General features: G+C 60.3%; 11 protein-coding genes. All 11 read right to left on the bottom strand.

The window, feature by feature from the left end:
• Positions 1-71: 71 nt before the first annotated feature.
• The 11 genes from QA648_RS16465 to QA648_RS16515 all read right to left on the bottom strand — a co-directional run bounded on the left by QA648_RS16465 (position 72) and on the right by QA648_RS16515 (position 18,233).
• On the bottom strand, positions 72-8,582 hold the full coding sequence (locus QA648_RS16465; protein WP_283048104.1) for a glucoamylase family protein: 8,511 nt from the start codon (positions 8,580-8,582) through the stop codon (positions 72-74).
• Between the two features lie 422 nt (positions 8,583-9,004).
• The gene (locus QA648_RS16470; protein ID WP_283048106.1) at positions 9,005-9,688 is read right to left on the bottom strand and encodes an XRE family transcriptional regulator; all 684 of its coding nucleotides are present in this window, start codon (positions 9,686-9,688) and stop codon (positions 9,005-9,007) included.
• A 325-nt stretch (positions 9,689-10,013) separates the two neighbouring features.
• Entirely contained in the window at positions 10,014-10,172 is a 159-nt protein-coding gene (locus tag QA648_RS16475; protein ID WP_199773502.1) for a hypothetical protein, read from the bottom strand.
• A 165-nt stretch (positions 10,173-10,337) separates the two neighbouring features.
• The gene (locus QA648_RS16480; RefSeq protein ID WP_104824845.1) at positions 10,338-10,526 is read right to left on the bottom strand and encodes a hypothetical protein; all 189 of its coding nucleotides are present in this window, start codon (positions 10,524-10,526) and stop codon (positions 10,338-10,340) included.
• A gap of 165 nt (positions 10,527-10,691) precedes the next feature.
• Entirely contained in the window at positions 10,692-11,441 is a 750-nt protein-coding gene (locus tag QA648_RS16485; protein WP_283048109.1) for an ABC transporter ATP-binding protein, read from the bottom strand.
• Positions 11,438-12,271 carry an ABC transporter ATP-binding protein gene (locus tag QA648_RS16490; RefSeq protein ID WP_283048111.1) on the bottom strand — a complete coding sequence of 278 codons (834 nt, stop codon included), beginning with the start codon at positions 12,269-12,271 and terminating at the stop codon, positions 11,438-11,440. Before QA648_RS16490 ends, QA648_RS16485 begins: the two co-directional genes overlap by 4 nt.
• Positions 12,268-13,200 carry an ABC transporter permease gene (locus tag QA648_RS16495; RefSeq protein WP_283048113.1) on the bottom strand — a complete coding sequence of 311 codons (933 nt, stop codon included), beginning with the start codon at positions 13,198-13,200 and terminating at the stop codon, positions 12,268-12,270. The genes QA648_RS16490 and QA648_RS16495 overlap by 4 nt, the downstream gene beginning before the upstream one ends.
• Positions 13,197-14,264, bottom strand: coding sequence for an ABC transporter permease (locus tag QA648_RS16500; RefSeq protein ID WP_283048115.1), 1,068 nt, complete (start codon positions 14,262-14,264; stop codon positions 13,197-13,199). Before QA648_RS16500 ends, QA648_RS16495 begins: the two co-directional genes overlap by 4 nt.
• Before the next feature lie 21 nt (positions 14,265-14,285).
• A complete protein-coding gene (locus tag QA648_RS16505; RefSeq protein WP_104824850.1) occupies positions 14,286-15,926 on the bottom strand; it encodes an ABC transporter substrate-binding protein in 1,641 nt (546 codons plus the stop codon).
• A 37-nt stretch (positions 15,927-15,963) separates the two neighbouring features.
• A complete protein-coding gene (locus QA648_RS16510; protein ID WP_283048118.1) occupies positions 15,964-17,031 on the bottom strand; it encodes a dipeptidase in 1,068 nt (355 codons plus the stop codon).
• A gap of 176 nt (positions 17,032-17,207) precedes the next feature.
• The gene (locus QA648_RS16515; protein WP_104824852.1) at positions 17,208-18,233 is read right to left on the bottom strand and encodes an ABC transporter permease; all 1,026 of its coding nucleotides are present in this window, start codon (positions 18,231-18,233) and stop codon (positions 17,208-17,210) included.
• Positions 18,234-18,239 lie beyond the last annotated feature (6 nt).

Consider the following 18,239-nt stretch of genomic DNA (forward strand, 5'->3'; position numbering starts at 1 on the left):
CCAAATGCGATCGGGGCCAAAGAGTTCCCCCTTTGGCCCCGATCGTTGAAGCGAAACAGTGCAGGAAAGCGCTACTGTCCGATCGGATAGCCCTCTTCGGGATGGGCGATCGCCCTGTCATTCACAGACACCAAGTATCCCTTAGCATCGGGCGCTTTTGAGACGGAAATGCGGTATTTTCCGCTCGGCAGATCGAGGTCCGCCGCAAAGCCATCCCACTTCGACGGCAGCGCCGGCTTGACGTAGAGATGGCCATTTTTGACGCGAATGCCGAGAATTCCCTCAATTGCCACGCGATAAAGCCATCCGGCCGAGCCCGTATACCAGGTCCAACCGCCTCGGCCGGTCAATTGCCCCTCGCCATAGACGTCGGCGGCAATGACATAGGGCTCCACGCGGTAGGTATCGGCCTCATCACGATTTCGTGCATGGTTCACGGGATTGAGCAGTTCGAAGCAATGCCAGGCATCGTCGCCGCGATTCATCTCTGCCAGTGCCATGACCACCCAGGTCGCGGCATGGGTATACTGGCCGCCGTTTTCGCGCACGCCCGGCGGATAGGACTTGATGTAGCCCGGATCGCGCGCCGACTTGGAGAAGGGCGGCGTGAACAGCCGGATGATGCGGTTATCATCGTCGACCAGCTTTTCGAGAACGGCATTCATCGCCTTCTCGCCGCGCTCGCGGTCGCCTTCGCCGGACAAGATGTTCCAGGACTGCGCGATCGAATCGATCTGGCATTCGAAATTCTCGTCCGAGCCGAGCGGGCTGCCATCGTCGAAATAGCCGCGGCGATAGTGGCCGCCATCCCAGCCCGCCGTTTCCAGCGCCTTGCGCAGTTCCGGCAGATGCTTGGTCCAGCGTTCGACACGCTCCCGGTCGCCCCGCGCTTCCGCATAGGGCAGGAAAGAGGTGAGCGTGCCGGCCAGGAACCAGCCAAGCCAGACGCTTTCGCCACGGCCCTGAATGCCGACCCGGTTCATGCCGTCGTTCCAGTCGCCGCCGAGGATCAGCGGCAGGCCGTTGCCGCCCTTGCGCTTGATCGCCAGATCGAGCGCCAAGGCCGCATGCTGATAGACGCTGACCTTATCCTGCGACACGGTCGGCTGGTAGAAGGCATCGTGCGTACCAGGCATGAGAGCCGCACCTTCGACGAAGGCGAGTTCTTCATCGAGAAGCGACTTGTCGCCGGTCACCGTGCAATACTGGTTGATGGCATAGGCGAGCCAGACGACATCGTCCGAGATACTCGTGCGCACGCCGGCCCCGCTGCCCGGCAGCCACCAATGCTGCACATCGCCTTCGCGGAACTGGCGTTGCGCCGCATTCAGGATCTGCTTGCGGGCAAGCTCCGGCGCATGCATCAGGAAGGCCAGCGTATCCTGCAACTGGTCGCGGAAACCGAAGGCGCCGGAAGCCTGATAGAAGGCAGTGCGGGCCATGATCCGGCAGCCGAGGCTCTGATAGGGCAGCCAGGCATTGATCAGGTTGTTCATCGCCTTGTCCGGCGTCGAGATCTGCAGACGGCCGGTGAAGTTATCCCAGAAGCCGCGGCTGGCCGAAAGCACAGCCTCGAAATCGGCATTGCGGATGTCGGCCACCAATGCGCGCGCCTCTTCGATCGAAGCGGTATCGCCCATATAGAAGCAGATATCCTTCTGTTCGCCGGCTCCGACCGTCAGATCGAAGGCGAGCGCCGCGCAGGGATCGCCGTCGAGATCGGTGGAATTGGAAAGAGCAGCGCCGGAAACGACGGCTTCCGGCATCTGCACCGTGCCGTAACGGCCGATGAATTCGCGGCGGCTGGCCGAGAAGCTCGAATGCGCCTCGCTCGCCGCCATGAAGGCGATACGCTTGGAATAATCGATGCTGTAGGGATTGTTGGCAAACAGCGCGCCGGTTTCCTCATCCACCGACGACAGGATGAACGGCCGTGTCTTGTGCGGATTGATGCCGAGCACCCATTCCGCATAATTGTAGAGCCGCAGCCGGCGGCTACCCTCGCCCGTATTGCGGATGCGCAGGCGGAAAAGCTTGACCGGGCGTTCGCGATCGATCGTTTGCGTCAGCTCCAGCGCTATGCCGTTCTGTTCGCTCGAGAACACCGAATAGCCGAGACCGTGGCGGGCCTCATACTGGACCTTCGGATTGCGCGACAGGGCCGCATAGGGGGTCATCACCGTATTGCTGTCGAGATCGGTCACATAAAGCGCCTCGCCCGGACGGTTGATGACCATGTCGTTGGTCCATGGGGTCAACTGATAGTCGCGCGAATTGTGGCTCCAGGTGAAACCGCCGCCTTCAGCAGGCACATGGAAGCCGAAACGCTCGTTGGAGATGACGTTGATCCACGGATGCGGCGTCGACTGGCCGCCGGCGAGCCGGACGACATATTCGCGGCCATTGTCGGCAAAGCCGCCATAGCCGTTCCAGAAGTCGAGGTCGTCCTGTGCTTCCAGTTCACCGGCTGCAAAGACGGATTTCTGCGGCACCATCGGTACGGCAAGGCGATTGACCGGCGCCGGCCCATCGGACTGCGCCGAACCGAACAGCGTCGCCGCACGGGCGATTTGATCAACAAGCTTGCCGTTACGTGCATGGAAGATCACGCGCGAGGCAGCAAGAATCTGCTGATAGGTCTCCTGCTCGATCAGATCCTTGCGAACCGAGAAGATATTCTGGCGCAGGCCCTCGCCCTGATTGTGGCGAATATGCTCGACGAGCTTGTCGAGCTCCCGTTGCATGTCCTGGGCTTGGTCCACGGCCCGCTCATTGACGATCACCAGATCGGCATTGATGCCGCGTGAACGCAGATATTCCGCGGCACTCAGCGCTTCCCGCGCGATTTCGAGGTCGATATCGTCGTTGATGCGCAGGGTGAAGATCGGGAAATCACCCGAGATCGTCACCGGCCAAAGTGCGGACTGCGAATGCAGGCCGGCCTGAACGGTGGCGCTGTCGGCGCGCAGATGCATGTCCGGATAGACGAGATAGCGGGCAAGCTTCTGGAAGGCTGCGGCCTGCTGCGAGGTGACGCCGACATGGCGCATCTGCATCTGCGTGCGCGTCCAGGCCTGCGTGAGCTCGATGCCGAAGGTATCGGGATTGCGGTAGCGATCGACCGCCTTGTCGACATCCTCGCGGCTCGGTGCGGCGATCGTCCAGAAGATCACGCTGACCTTCTTGCCGGCCGGCACGCGCACGACGCGACGCAGCGACAAGCAGGCGTCCATGGTGAAGCCGTCCGTGCCGGACAGAGTTGTGCCCGGATCGAAAGCGGCGGCTTCCGCGAGCGTCCGGCCACGGCCGAGGAACTTGCGGCGGTCTGTCTCGAATTCCGTCGGGCGCTCGGTGCCGGCATTGTCGACGACCAGATGGGCGATCGACATGTCAGGCTCGTTGTAATCGCGCTTGTTGCGCTCGGCGCGGATCACGTCGCCCGTGCTGCCGATCTCGGTGCGCACGAACATGCGCGCAAAGACCGGATGGCCCGAATCGACATCGTCGCTGGCGATTGCCGGCTCGAGATAGGAGGTCACTTCAATGAAGCGATCCTCCGCGCCCATGTTGAGCAGCGTCACACGGCGGCCCTCGGCATCGTTTTCGGTTGCGACGATGCATTCGACGTCGCTGGTGAGATCACCAATGGTCTTGCTGTATTCCGCCTTTTCATCGCTGAAGGTGACTTTGACCTTTTCGCCTTCGACGCTGCGCGGCTCCGATGTGGCCGACCACCATTGGCCGGATGCGGTATCGCGCAGGAAGATGAAGGTGCCCCAGCGATCTTCCGTCGGATCGGGCCGCCAGCGCGAGACCGACAAGCCGTTCCAGCGTGAGTAGCCGGCGCCGGTCGCCGTCAGCATGACGGCGTAATGGCCGTTGGACAGGAAGGCGAGTTCGCGATCGTGCGTCGCCGGATCGGCAATTTTGCGGATTTCCGGACGCAGCATGTCTTCCTGGATATTGGCCGGCTGGTCGCTCTCGTGCTTTGCGGCCATGACAGGGATATCGCGCGGCGCCTTTTCCTGCAGCAGCAGTTCGGCCGCTTCGATCACCGGATCGGCATGGAACAGCTCACGCAGGCGTCCGTTGAAGGCGACGTTGGCAATAGCCGCAATCGACATGCCGTGATGGTGGGCATAGTAGTTGTAGACCACCGCGCACTTCTTGCCCTCGGGAACGCGGGTCGGCGTGAAATCGACGGCGTCGTGGAAGCCATAGGTGCCGAGCGCGCCGACCTTGCGCAGCTTCTGCAGGTTTTCGAGCGCCGCTTCCGGACGATACTGGCTGGCCAGAATCGAGGCATAGGGCGCGATGACCGCATTCTGGCCGAGACCGCGCTTCAGGCCGAGCGAAGGCACGCCGAAGTTGGTGTACTGGTAGTGCATGTAGTGGTCGCGGGCGTTGAAGGCCGCTTCCGAAATGCCCCAGGGGATGCCGGCGCCGAGGCGCTTGGCATAATTCATCTGCTCCTGAACGATCAGATTATTGGTCTGGTTGAGGATACCACCCTGACGCTCCTGCATGACGAGCGGCGGCATCAGATATTCGAACATCGAGCCGGACCAGGAAACCAGCGCACCCCGCGAGCCGATCGGCACAACCTGGCGGCCGAGGCGATACCAATGCTCCGTCGGCAGATCGCCCTTGGCGATGGCGAAGAGGCTGGTAAGACGCGCTTCGGACGCCAGCAGGTCGTAGCAGGCGGCATCGAGTTCGTTGGTTTCAACACGGAAGCCGATAGAAAGCAGGCGCCGTTCCGGACGGTAGAGGAAGGCGAATTCCATACCGAAAGCAGTATCGCGCATGCGGTCGCGCAGCTTTGCCAGACGCTGGCGCAGCGCATCGACATTGGCGAGATCGAAGACGCTGTCGGCAATATGGCCTTCGCAGACCTTCACCAGCGATTCCGACCAGGTGAGCACCTCGCCGCTCTGCTGCGACTTGACCTCATGGTCGAGGTTGGCGGCGAGCTTCTGAATATCATGCGCCAGGACCGACAGGTTGATGATGCGGATCGAGGCGAACTCGTGCTCGCGCTTGACGGCGGCCAGCGCGTTCCGGAAGCCGATGATGCGCTCTTCCAGACGATGACGCAGCGGACGAACGGTCTTGCGGTCATCCGGCAGTTCGGCGAGCATTTCGCCGAGAATGCCGGCGACATCGCCGATACCGTCGAGATTGCCCTGCATATGTGCGGAAGGTGCTTCCGCCCAGATGCGGCAGGCCGAAGACACGGCGATCAGGTGACCGGCGAAGTTACCGCTGTCGACCGCCGAGACATAGCGCGCGCCCATCGGCTTCAGCGTGTCCGTATGATACCAGTTGCAGAGATGCCCGCGGAATTTCTCGAGCTTCTCGACGGTCGCCATGGTCTTTTCCATGCGATCGATGGTTTCTTCGAAGGAAATCCAACCGAAATTGCGGGCCGAGATCACGGAGAGCAGGTAGACGCCGATATTGGTCGGCGAAGTCCGCGAAGCGACCACCGCATGCGGCGTCTGCTGCACATTGTCCGGCGGCAGGTGGTTTTGCTGCTCGACCACGAAGGTGTCGAAATAACGCCAGGTGCGCCGCGCGATCTTGCGCAGCTCGGCGGAGACGCCTTCCGGCACTTCGAGCTTGTCTTCGGTTTCCGCCGTCTGGCTGACATACCAGGCGATCGCCGGCGACAGAATCCACAGCAGCGCGAAGGGGATGCCGACGAAGAAGGCATTGTCGCCGGAAAGAGATGCGAAAGCCAATGCCAGCAGCGCCAGCACCGGTGCATGCCACATGACGCGGTAGTGGCCGAGGATCGTCGTCTGCGCCGCGGCCTGGGCGCTGGCCGCCGTGCGCCACTGCAGCATCAGCTTACGGCTGACGAAGGCACGGTAGAGCGAGCGGCCGATGGCGTCGGCCATGATGCAGGCGCCGTCAGCGATGAAGACGATACGCAGCGCGACCTGCGCATTGGCGGCGCGGATATCCGACCAGACCGTATAGAGATGGGCCCGGGCAACGATATCGCTGGTGCGCGGAATGATGCCGTTGATCAGCGACAGTGTCGGCGCCACGAACAGGCAGAAGATCAAGAGGATCTGCCAGATCAGGGCGGCGAACGGCCCCATGAAATACCAGCCGAGAACGGAGGCGAAGAACCAGGCGATCGGCGTCAGCGAGCGGCGCAGATTGTCCATCATCTTCCAGCGGCCGAGGCCGGTGACGCCGCGCTTCGGATTGAAGAGATAGGGAAGCAACTGCCAGTCGCCGCGAGCCCAGCGATGCTGGCGCGAGACTTCGACTTCGTAGCGGATCGGGAAATCTTCGACGAGTTCGCAGTCGGTGACGAGGGCGCAGCGCGCCATCGAGCCTTCGAGCAGATCGTGGCTGAGAACCGCGTTCTCCTCGATCTTGCCCTTCAACGAAGCCTCGAAGGCGTCGACATGATAGAGGCCCTTGCCAGTGAACGTGCCTTCCTCGACCAAGTCCTGATAGACGTCGGAGACGGCGAAGACATAGGGGTCGAGACCGCGATTGACGGAGAAGACGCGCTGGAACACCGAGGCGTCCTTGCCCGTCGTCAGCGACGGGGTGACGCGCGGCTGCAGCACGCCATAGCCGCGCACGACCCGCTTGGTCTCGGGATCGAAGACCGGGCGATTGGTCGGATGATGCAGCTTTCCGACAAGCTTCGTGACCGTGTCGCGCACCAGGCGCGTGTCGGAATCGAGCGTCATGACGTATTGCACGTTCTTCGGCACGGTATTGGCGCCGGGCAGGAAGGTCGTGTCGCGGTCGCCGCGCAGCAGCAGGTTCAGCTCGTGCAGCTTGCCGCGCTTGCGCTCCCAGCCCATCCAGGCGCCTTCGGCCGGATTGTAAAGACGGCGGCGATGCAGCAGATAGAAGCGCTGCTTGCCGTCCTCGGCATAGCGGGCCGAGAGATTGGCGACTTCGCGGCGGGCGTAATCCAGAATCTCCAGATCGCGTTCGCTCTCTTCTTCCTTGCTGTCCGGCCAGTCGCTCAGAAGCGCGTAATAGACTTCGCCAAGCGGATTGGCGAGATAATGGACCTCGATGTTGCGCACCAGTTCGTCGACGCTGTCGCGATTACCGATCAAAGTCGGCACGACGACCAGTGTACGAGCCTCTTCCGGAATGCCCTCCTTGAACTCATAGCCGACGAGACGCGCCGGCGTGAGGTACATGGTGACCACGAAGTTGAACAGGCCGGTGGCGCCTTCGGATGCCGGCAGCGAGAACATCAACAGCAGGATGATGGTTTCAGCCCAGCCCATGCCAGCCTGGATCATGAAATAACCGACGATCCAGAGAGCGATGACGGTGATCAGGAGAACGGGGGCGGCGATCGCCAGCCAGTTGAACTTGCGCCACTGGCGGACGAAACGCTGCGACAGCTTCGGGCGGAAGCCGATCGCCTTTTCCAGCTTCTCGATCTGCTGGCCGACGATGAAATCGCCGATATTGGGCTCATGCGGCTGCGGCTCGCCCGAGGCCTTGGCCGCTTCGGTCATGGCCATGGCGACCTGGGCTATCTCCATTTCCGTCTTGTCGGAGCGGCGTGCTAGCTTCTCAATGGCGCGGCGATAGCTGTTGCGCGAGCCAGGATCGAGCTTTGCGTAATCGGTCTCGTCCCAGAGCAGCTTGTCGACTGCGCTGACCTCCTCGACCCAGCCCGACCAGTCGGTATCGTCGATCAGCCGCAGGCTTTTGATGATGTTGCCCATCGTCACATTGCCGGACGACAGGCGGTTGTGCTCGGCCATCATGACGGTTTCGGCATCGGTGCCGGCCTCCGTCAGACGCCGTTCCAGCCACGTGACAGCGAGGCCCGAAGTGTGCGAGCCATCACGCAGACGATAGAGGAACTGCGTGGCGAAGGTATTGTCGGACGTATAGGGTTCGAGCGTCCTCAGGAACTCGGTGACCTTGGCGTCGTCATTGAGGCGAATCAGCTCATCGACCGCGGCATTGGCCTTCTTGCGCGTCAGGCGGCTCTGCTCGACGCGGCTGGAGATGCGACGCAGATTGTCAACGAGCACATAGCGCACCAGCGACGGAACCGCCCAGAGCTCACCGATCTTCAGCATGTCGTGCGACTGGAAGCCTTCGACAAGCGCCAGCAGACCCTGGTTGGATACGGTGCTGTGCGTGTGAGCGACATAGAGCCAGGCAAGCGCCAGCGTGCGCGGCATCACCATGCCGTCTATGGTGATCTTCTGCAGTTGATCGTAGTACTTCTTCGGGAAATCGCGGCGGACTTCCTGGATCGCCTCTTCGATGATGTAGTGGTTGTCGAGCAGCCATTCGGCCGCAGGCGTGATCGATTCGCCGGCATCGACGTCGGCATTGGCCGAACGATAGACGCGCAGGATCTCTTTTTCGTTCTCCTTGTGCCGGTCGAAGAAATCGAAGGGCGCAAAGCCCGGCAGCTTCGTCGCAGCGCCGTTGCGGGCGAAGATCGAACCGCATTCCCGGATCTGATCGTTGGAGAAATAGGTGGCACGGATCGAATCGTTATGATCGATCTGCTTGGCTTCAGAATCGCGCGGCGGAACAGTGGAGAGGTTTTGAGACGTCATGGATTCGGGTTCTGGGTCCAAACAGAGTGACAGGCATTGTCGCCTTTACCGTTTTTGTCCTGCCCCACACGACTATTCATGCATTTGGACCCTTTGCTTCGCTTCCCGGCGCGCGAAGGGGATGAATTCGAAGTGGCGGCTTAGAACAAACGTATTCAGGCGAAGATTTTCACGGCCTCTTCGTCAGGATCATGGCAATTTTGCGCCATCATTCGAAACAGGCTTCCGTGAAACTTGAGACGCGACCGGATGGTTCCGGCAGCAGTCTGCACGTGTCAAAGACAATCGATCAAGGTCATGAGGTATTCTCCTTAGGCTGATTTCTTGCAATCGGAAATTCAGTAGGGTTTGGTAGGTTGCCCTCCATATCCCGCGGAAGATGAACTTAAACTGAACTCCCTCAAAAGATTCGCAAATTCCTCTCAAGAGCTATGTTTCTCAGGGTAGGAAATGATCGACAGAAAGCGGATCGGCAGACTAACGAGCACTTCCGGACCATGCGGCGCATCGGCGTCGAAGAACAGGCTGTCACCCGGCCGCATCGCATAGAGCTTGTCGGCATGACGGTATTCGACTTCCCCTTCCAACATATAGATCAATTCCAGCCCTTCATGCTGAAATGCCGGAAAAACATCGGAATCGGCCGTCAGCGTGATGAGATAGGGCTCGACCTGCAGCCCGCTAGATCCATTGGCTATGTGACCGAGCAGATTGTACTGATGACCGGAGCGCGTACCCCGCCGCTCCATCTCCACACCCTCGCCGGCCTTGACGAAGACGGCGTTGCGCTTTTCTTCGAACCGCCGGAAAAACGAGGTGACGGGCACTCCAAGCGCCCGCGCCAACGCCTGCAATGTGGTGAGAGACGGCGACGTGTTGCCGTTTTCGATCTTTGAGAGCATGCCGAGCGATATGCCGGTGGCCGAAGCAAGGTCGGCGCCGGTGATGCCGAGCTTCTTGCGAAAGGCGCGGACCTCGTGGCCGATCGCCAATTCGAGATTATTCTCTTTTACGTCGCGTATGGCATGCGAATCCTGGTCCAGGACCGCTCGCCCGTCTTGACCACCATTCCGTCTGCCGCTGCGCCCAGCCTCCGCTTTGGTCATGCTCCGCCCCACTCTATTTTGTGTTTTGGCGAAGCTTACTGTTTTCATGAAGCGCATTCTATCGGTCATGGGAAATTTTCTTTGCCCGGCGAAGTTTTGACAAGGCCGGGAAAGAAGAATTGCCGTTAGGGAAGCGTTTCAACTTGGGAAGAAACAGGAATGCGACGGTAACGTCTGGCTGACCTGAAGATTAGCCCGATCGGCCGTGGCCGTTAGAAAACAAAAAAGAGATGACGCCAACCATCGCTCTATAAACGCGGCACCGCAGCGGCGCGCGCCCATGATATGACCGATCAATGCCGGTCATATCATCCTTGCAGCGCGTTCAGATCACGATGCCGAAGACGATGGCGACGACGAAGAGGAATGCGGCAGAAAACAGCGCAACGTGGATTGCAGTCTGGATCTTGCTGCGCGTCGTCGCAACGCGCTTCGAGCCGTCGAACTGATTCACATGCGTATTCGACATACCCAAATTCGCCATGTGTTGCCTCCGTTCGTTTTTGTCGTTGTCATGTGGGCGAGCCCACGTCCGACATTTATACAATCCCTATCAATTAGGTAGAGATGAATTTTTGTCCAGAGGCCAACGCAAGAAAAAATAAACCATTGGACGGCGGTCTGGCTCGAAAGATCAGCAAGGCTGACATCAGCAGAGAATGCGGCGAGCCCAGATCAAAGTGCGCTCTACAGCGCTTGCTTCAGCAGCCGGAGTTTCGGTCGGACCGATCTGACGGCGGCTCTGTTCTTCCGGCAGAGTGACGGTCAACGCGTCCTCTTCTTTTGCCGGTGCTGGCGGATGAAGATACCCCATGGTCATGCCACCCATGAAAAACATGCCTGCCTCCACTCGCGCATGACCCCATGTAGGAGATCACGAAAGTTAACCGCCATTAATGGGATCATGACAGAATTGCGGCACGAGTCAATAGTCTATACGATTAGTCGTCTTTTAAGCGAAGCTTAACTAAAAGGGCGATGAAGGACTAATGATTACAATCAATTAGGCGCGGACAAAGCCTTTGCTCGCAATCATCAGGTTGCGCGTGTAGTCCTGCTTGACATCGCCGGCCGCCAATTCTTTTGCGCTCAGCCGCTCGACGACAGCGCCATTCTGCATCACCACGAGGCGTTCGCACATATGGGTGACGACACCGAGATCGTGACTGACCATAACGAACGTCAGATGACGATCCCTGCGCACCTGCTCCAGCAAATTGAGCACTTCCGCCTGCACGGAAGCATCCAGCGCCGAGGTCGGTTCGTCGAGCAACAGGATAGACGGCTCGACGATCAAAGCGCGGGCAATCGCCACGCGCTGGCGCTGGCCGCCCGATAATTGGTGCGGATAGCGGAAACGGAAGCCTGAACCGAGGCCGACTTCGTCAAGCGCCCGGGTAATGCGCGTCTCGCTGTCGCCGATGCCGTGGATTGCCAGCGGTTCCAGAAGCAGCCGGTCGATGGTTTGACGCGGATGCAGCGATCCATAAGGGTCTTGAAACACCATCTGGACCTGGCGGTAGAACGCTTTGGTGCGTTTTGCACCCTTCAGCGCCTCGCCATTAACGCGGATCACGCCGTCGCTGACAGGCGCAAGACCGGCGACAGCGCGCAGTAAGGTCGATTTGCCGGAACCGGATTCGCCGACGAGACCGAAGGATTCGCCCTTGTTCACATCGATGTTGACCGCATCGAGGGCGTAATAACCGTCATAGACGACACTGAGGCCGTCGACTGCAAGCGCCGCCGTCATGCCGCCCACTCCGGCTTGCGATCAAGGACCGGCAGCGGGTGACGGTCCTCGCCGATGACGGGCATGCAGTTCAACAGACCGCGCGTATAGGGATGCTGCGCATTGTTGAGCTCGGAAGCTTTTAATTCCTCGACGATCTTGCCGGCATACATGACGATCACCCGGTCGCAGAAGGAGGACACCAGCCTCAGATCGTGGGACACGAAAATCAGCCCCATGCCGCGTTCCGATACCAGCCTGTCCATGATCCTCAGCACATCGAGCTGCACAGTGACGTCCAACGCCGAGGTCGGCTCGTCGGCGATCAGCAGCTCCGGGCCTGCGATCAGCATCATCGCGATCATCGCGCGCTGGCCCATGCCGCCGGAGACTTCATGCGGATGCAGGTCGTAGACGCGCTTGGGATCGCGGATCTGCACCGCTTCCAGCATGGCGAGCGCACGCTCGCGCGCTTCCGCCCTGCTCACCTTCTCATGCGTGCGCAACGTCTCGGTAATTTGCTTGCCGATGGTCATCACCGGATCGAGTGAATATTTTGGGTCCTGCAGCACCATGGCGATGCGCTTGCCGCGCAGCGACCGGCGCTCCCTGGCCGAGACCGACAGCAGGTCGATGCCGCTGAAGTTCAGCTTGTCGGCCGTGACGATGCCATGCGACGAAGTGAGGCCCATGATCGCGCGGCCGGTTTGCGACTTGCCGGAACCGCTCTCGCCGACAATGCCGAGTCGCTCGCGGCCGAGCGTGAAGGAGACGCCGCGCACGGCTTCGATGATGCCGGTGCGGGTGGGATAGCGAACCCTGAGGTTCTCGACGGTCAACAGCGCCGTCATTGGCCGCTCTCCTTCGGATCGAGCGCATCCCGCAAACCGTCGCCGAGCAGGTTGAAGCCCAGGCTGACGATCAGGATGGCGATACCCGGCATTGCCGCCACCCACCATTGATCGAGATAGTATTTGAACCCGGTGGCAATCATCGCGCCCCATTCCGGCAGAGGGGGCTGTGCGCCCAGGCCCAGGAAACCGAGACCCGCCGCCGTCAGAATGACACCAGCCATATCGAGCGTGACACGCACGATCACCGAGGAGATGCAGAGCGGCATGATATGGCGGAAGACGATACGGATCGGCGAGGCGCCCATGAGTTGCACGGCAGCGATATAATCGGAGCGCCGCACCGTCATCGTCTCAGCCCGCGCCAGGCGCGCATAGGGCGGCCAGGAGGTGATGGCGATCGCAATGATGGCATTCTCGATGCCGGGGCCGAGCGCGCCGGCAAAAGCGAGCGCCAGCACCAACTTCGGAAAGGCGAGGAAGATATCGGTGATCCGCATCAGCACGGTGTCGATCCAGCCGCCTGCATAGCCAGCTATCATACCGATAAACAGCCCGAGCGGCGCCGAGATGATCGCGACGAGAACAACGATATAGAGGGTCCACCGCGACCCATAGATCAAACGGGACAGGATATCGCGCCCGAGATTGTCGGTACCGAGAAGATAGCCGCCGGTCCCGGGCGGTTTCAGATAGGCATTGGTAAGATCCCCGATACTCGGCGGATAGGGGGCGATAACATCGGCAAATGCCGCCACGAGAATGAGGGCGACGATGATCAGCAAGCCGAGAACCGCCAGCCGATTGGCGGAAAATTGCCGCCATGTGACATAGGCGCGCCCGAGGCTCGCTTGCCGGCGCGACTGCGGCCGATCCGACAGCAGCCAGTCACGCCAGCCAGGTTGCGTGGTCTCGGCGGTCGCCGTCATTTGCGTCGCGTCCTTGGATCGAGAGTGCGGTAGAGCAGGTCGGAGAGCAGGTTGATCCCGATGAAGGCCGTACCGACGACGACAGTTCCGCCGAGCATGGCGTTCATATCGGCGTTCTGCAGCGAGCTGGTGATGTAGAAACCGATGCCCGGCCAGGAGAACACGATCTCCGTCAGCACCGAACCTTCCAGCAACCCGGCATAGGAGAGTGCGATCACCGTGATCAGCGGCACGGCGGCGCTGCGCAGCGCATGTCCCCAGATCACCCGCGTTTCCGAAAGCCCCTTGGCGCGGGCCGCGACGATATATTCCTGGCCGAGTTCGTTCAGCATGAAACTGCGCGTCATCCGGCTGATATAGGCAAGCGAGAAGTAGCCGAGCAGCGAGGCCGGCAGAATGATGTGGCGGAATGCATCCCAGAACACATCCCATTGCCCCTGCATGGCGCTGTCGATCAGATAAAAGCCGGTGATCGGCGTGAAGGTATATTCGAAGGCGATGTCGATGCGCCCGGGATAGGCCACCCAGCCCAGCTTGGCATAAAAGATGACGAGCGACACCATGGCCAGCCAGAATACCGGCACCGAATAGCCGACGAGGCCGATGACGCGGACGATCTGGTCGATGAAGCTGTTGCGGCGCACGGCGGCAAGCACGCCGAAGGGAATTCCGAAGATCGCGCCGATGATCGTACCAACGGTCGCAAGCTCCATCGTCGCCGGAAAAACGCGCCGGATATCGTCCATCACCGGATTGGTCGTCAGCACGGATGTGCCGAAATCGCCGGTCAGGGCACTCAGTAGATAATAATAGAACTGCAGATAGAGCGGCTGATCGAGATGCATTTCACGGCGCAGGCGCTCCAGCACCTGCGTAGGTGCATGGTCACCGGCAATCGCCAATGCCGGATCGATCGGGATGACGCGCCCGATGAAGAAAGTGACGGCGAGAAGGCCGAGATAGGTCGTGACCGCCACGACCAGGAAGCGCAGAACGCCCATCAGAATGGGCGCGGCACGGCCCTTTTTGGGCCGCACCTCCATTTTCCGTTCGACAGTGCTCAAAGAACCAGTCCTATCGGACCATCACTTCGACACGGGCCAGACAAAATTGGTGTCGAAGCTCGGGCCGAGCTTGAAGTCCTTCACATCCTTGCGATAGCCGGCGACTTCCGTCTGCTGGAAGAGGAAGACGAAGGGGCTGGCATCCAGATACTTCTTCTGGATCTCCTGATACATGGCGCCGCGCTTGGCAGCGTCGACCTCGAACAGGGCAGCCTTTGTCTCCTTGTCGAGTTCAGGTGTCGTCCAGTCGTTGCGCCAGGCGAGCGTCTTGTTGGTGCCGGCGTCGGAGTTGTCGGGATTGTTCGTGAACGTATCGGCATTGGAATGGGGATCCCAATAGTCATTGCCCCAGTTGCCGAAATAGATGTCGTGGTTACGGGCGCGATACTTGGTCAGCTTCTGCTTGCCATCGCCGGGGATGATCTCGACCTTGATCCCGGCCTGGCCGAGCGTCTGCTGGATCGAGGTGGCAACGCCCGTATCCGGCTCGATGCTGCGCACGTCCATCGTCACGGAGAAACCGTTCGGCAGGCCGGCCTTGGCAAGCAGGTCCTTGGCCTTGGCAACATCAAGCTTGAACGGATTTTCATCCAAGGAGCCAAGCATGCCCTTCGGCTCGAAGGTCTGATGGATTTCGCCTATGCCCTTGATAAGCGTCTTGCTGATGGCGTCATAGTCCACCAGGTATTTGAACGCCTGCTGCACTTCCGGCTTGGCGAGGTTCGGGTTCTTCTGGTTGAGGCTGACGTAATAGATCGTGCCCTTCGGCGCATTGGTGGAGGTAAGTTCAGCGTTCTTCTCGATGGCCGCGAGGTCGGTCGGCGACAGGTTGCGGGCAACGTCGATGTCGCCATTCTCCAGCGCCAGTCGCTGCGCCGAGCTTTCCTTCATGAAGCGGTAGATGACGCGCGCAAGCTTCGGCTTTTCACCGTAATAATTGTCGTTGCGCTCCAGAACGACGGCCTGGTTGGCGCGCCATTCGCGCAGCTTGAACGGACCGGAGCCGGCATAGCCGGTCTTCAGCCAGCCATTGCCGAAATCGTTGTCGTATTTGTTGTCGGCCGACGGCGTCACCGGTTTGACGTGCTCCATAACCAGCTTCTTGTCGACCACTTCCGCAACCGTCGCTGTCAGGCAGTTCAGCACGAAGCTCGGCGCATAGGGCTTGTCGACGGTGAAGGTGAAGGTGCTCGGATCCGTAGCCTTAGCCTTTTCCGTGACGTTGTCGCCGGTCAGGCCGAACTGGGTGAGGATGAAAGCGGGGCTCTTGTTGAGCTTGACGACGCGCTCGAAGGACCAGGCGACGTCATCGGCGGTGATCGGATTGCCCGATGCGAATTTGAGGCCGGGCTTCAGCTTGAACGTATAGGTCAGGTGATCGTCGGAGACCGACCAGCTCTCGGCAAGATCGCCCTGGATCTTGGAGGTATCGTTGATATCGAGGCGAACGAGCAGGCTGTAGCTGTTGCCGGTAACCTCGGCGGCGGAGAGTTCGTAGGCTTCGGCCGGGTCCATGCTGAGAATGTCGTCGAAGGCGAAACCTTCAACCAGCGTATCCTTCGGCGTTGTCGCGAAAGCGCTCGGCACAGCCATCGTCAAAAGCGTGAGAGCCGCACCGGCCGAAAGGGCGCGAAAGTTGCGGTTCATCTTGATCATCATCATGTTTTCGTTCCCTTATTTTAGCTTTTATTACTATCAATCACGCACGCGACTTGCTGCTCTCTCCCCAAGCAGAAGCCAGGATACGAAGCCAGTTCTCCCTGCATAGCTTCACAAGATCGACTTCAGCATAGCCAACGTTCCTGAGCGCAGCAATCAGCTTTTGGTTGCCTGCAGCGTCGCCGATTTCTTCCGGAATCGTCGCTCCGTCGAAGTCCGATCCGAGGCCGACGCAATCGATGCCGACACGGCTGACAAGGTGGTCGACATGGCGAACCAACACCTCGATCCGGGTGTTGGCATCCGAGCGGCCGTCCTCGCGCAGCATGGCCGTCGCATAGTTCAAACCGACGATGCCGCGGCTCTCCCTGATGGCGTCGAGCTGCTTGTCGGTGAGATTGCGGGCGACGGGGGTGAGCGCATGCGCGTTGGAATGGCTGGCGACCAGCGGCTGATCCGATGTCTTCGCCACATCCCAGAAGCCTTTCTCGGTGATATGGGCAAGGTCGATGACGATGCCGAGCCGATTGCACTCGCGCACCAGCGCAAAACCAGCATCGGTGAGGCCCGGCCCGGTATCGGGCGAGCTCGGATAGGCGAAGGGTACGCCATGGGCAAAGACGTTATTGCGGCTCCAGACGGGGCCGAGCGAGCGCAGGCCGGCCGCATAGAAGGTTTCGAGCGCGACGAGATCGGCATCGATGGCCTCGCAGCCCTCCATGTGCATCACCGCGGCGAAGATGCCCTTTTCCATGCAGTCGCGGATTTCGGCGGTCGAGCGGCAAAGCTTCCAGACGCCGGCGCGATCGAGCTTGAGGGCGATCGCTGCCATTTCGAGCGCGATATCGAGCGACGGCGCCCGCTCCAATGGCGGCGAGAGCGGTGTTGCATAATGGCCGTTGCGATCGGGATCGGCGAAGACGAGATTGCCGGAGGGGATATAGATGGCGCAGAGGCCGCCGCCCAGCCCACCGGCCTTGGCGCGGGGCGCATCGATATGGCCAGTCGATATTCCATCCCTGAACTCGGCGACCGGATCAGTTCCTTCGCGGGCATGATTCCAGAGTCTCAGTAGAACGTCGTTATGGCCATCAAATACGGATTGCATTGTCTATCCTGGATAATGCGCTCGGACGAGCGGCGGGAAGCGGCCAGAATAGAAAAGATGGCAGGATTCGCCATACCTAAATGAAAAAAATCTGCATTAGCATAGAATGTCGCAGCAAACGAAAAAGGCGGGGGCAAAACCCCCGCCTCGAGATATCAGACGCAACCTCGGCCGCTTCAGTGTTTGACACGCTTCTTCTGGCGGTAGACGTCGATTGCGACGGCGGCGACAATGATGATGCCCTTGGCGATTTCCTGGTAATAAGCGTCGACGTTCAGGAAGGTGAAACCCGAGATCATCACGCCAAGGATAACCGTGCCGATGATCGTGCCGGTGATGCGGCCGACACCGCCGGTGAGCGAAGTGCCGCCGATGACGGCCGCGGCGATCGCATCCAATTCATATGTTACGCCCATGCCAGCCTGAGCCGTCTGGACGCGGGCGGCGGTGATGATGCCGGCAAGCCCGGCCAGAAGTCCGGCAATCGCATAGACTTTGACCAGATGCGCCTCGACATTGATACCCGAGACCCTTGCAGCCTGCACATTGGCGCCGATCGCATAGGTGAACTTGCCGTAGCGCGTGTAGCGCAGCACGATATGGAAGATCAGCGCGACAAGCAGGAAGACGACGACGGGCCAGATGCCGGTACCGATAAAATTGAACTGATCGGTGAGGCCGGAGACCGGTTGCCCCTTCGTGTACAATTTCGACAGGCCGCGGGCGGACACCATCATGCCAAGCGTCGCGATGAACGGCGGAATCTTGGTTTTCGTGATGAGTTGGCCGTTGACGTAACCGGCGGCAAGGCCGATCAGCAGGCCGATGCCGATCGGAACAAAAAACGGCATATCGGTCAGCGCTGGATAAAGCGCCCGCGCCCAGGTCGAGGACTGTGCGAAGCTCGCCGCCACCATGGCCGTCAACCCGACGACGGAGCCCGAGGAAAGATCGATGCCGCCGGTGATGATGACCTGCGTGACCCCGACCGAGATGATGCCGATCACGGAAACCTGCAGGATCATGATCTTCAGGCGCTGCACATTGAGCAGAAAGCTCTGACCGACGAAGATCCAGCCGAGGATTTCGCACAGGAGCGCAATGCCGATCAGCACCAGGAAGATGCCGAGTTCCGGCGGGACGCGGCGCCGCCTGGGACGCGTCACTGACGGTGCGGTCGCCTCTGCAACTTTGCTAACCATGGTTCA

Source organism: Rhizobium sp. CB3171, assembly GCF_029714265.1.
Taxonomy (GTDB): domain Bacteria; phylum Pseudomonadota; class Alphaproteobacteria; order Rhizobiales; family Rhizobiaceae; genus Rhizobium.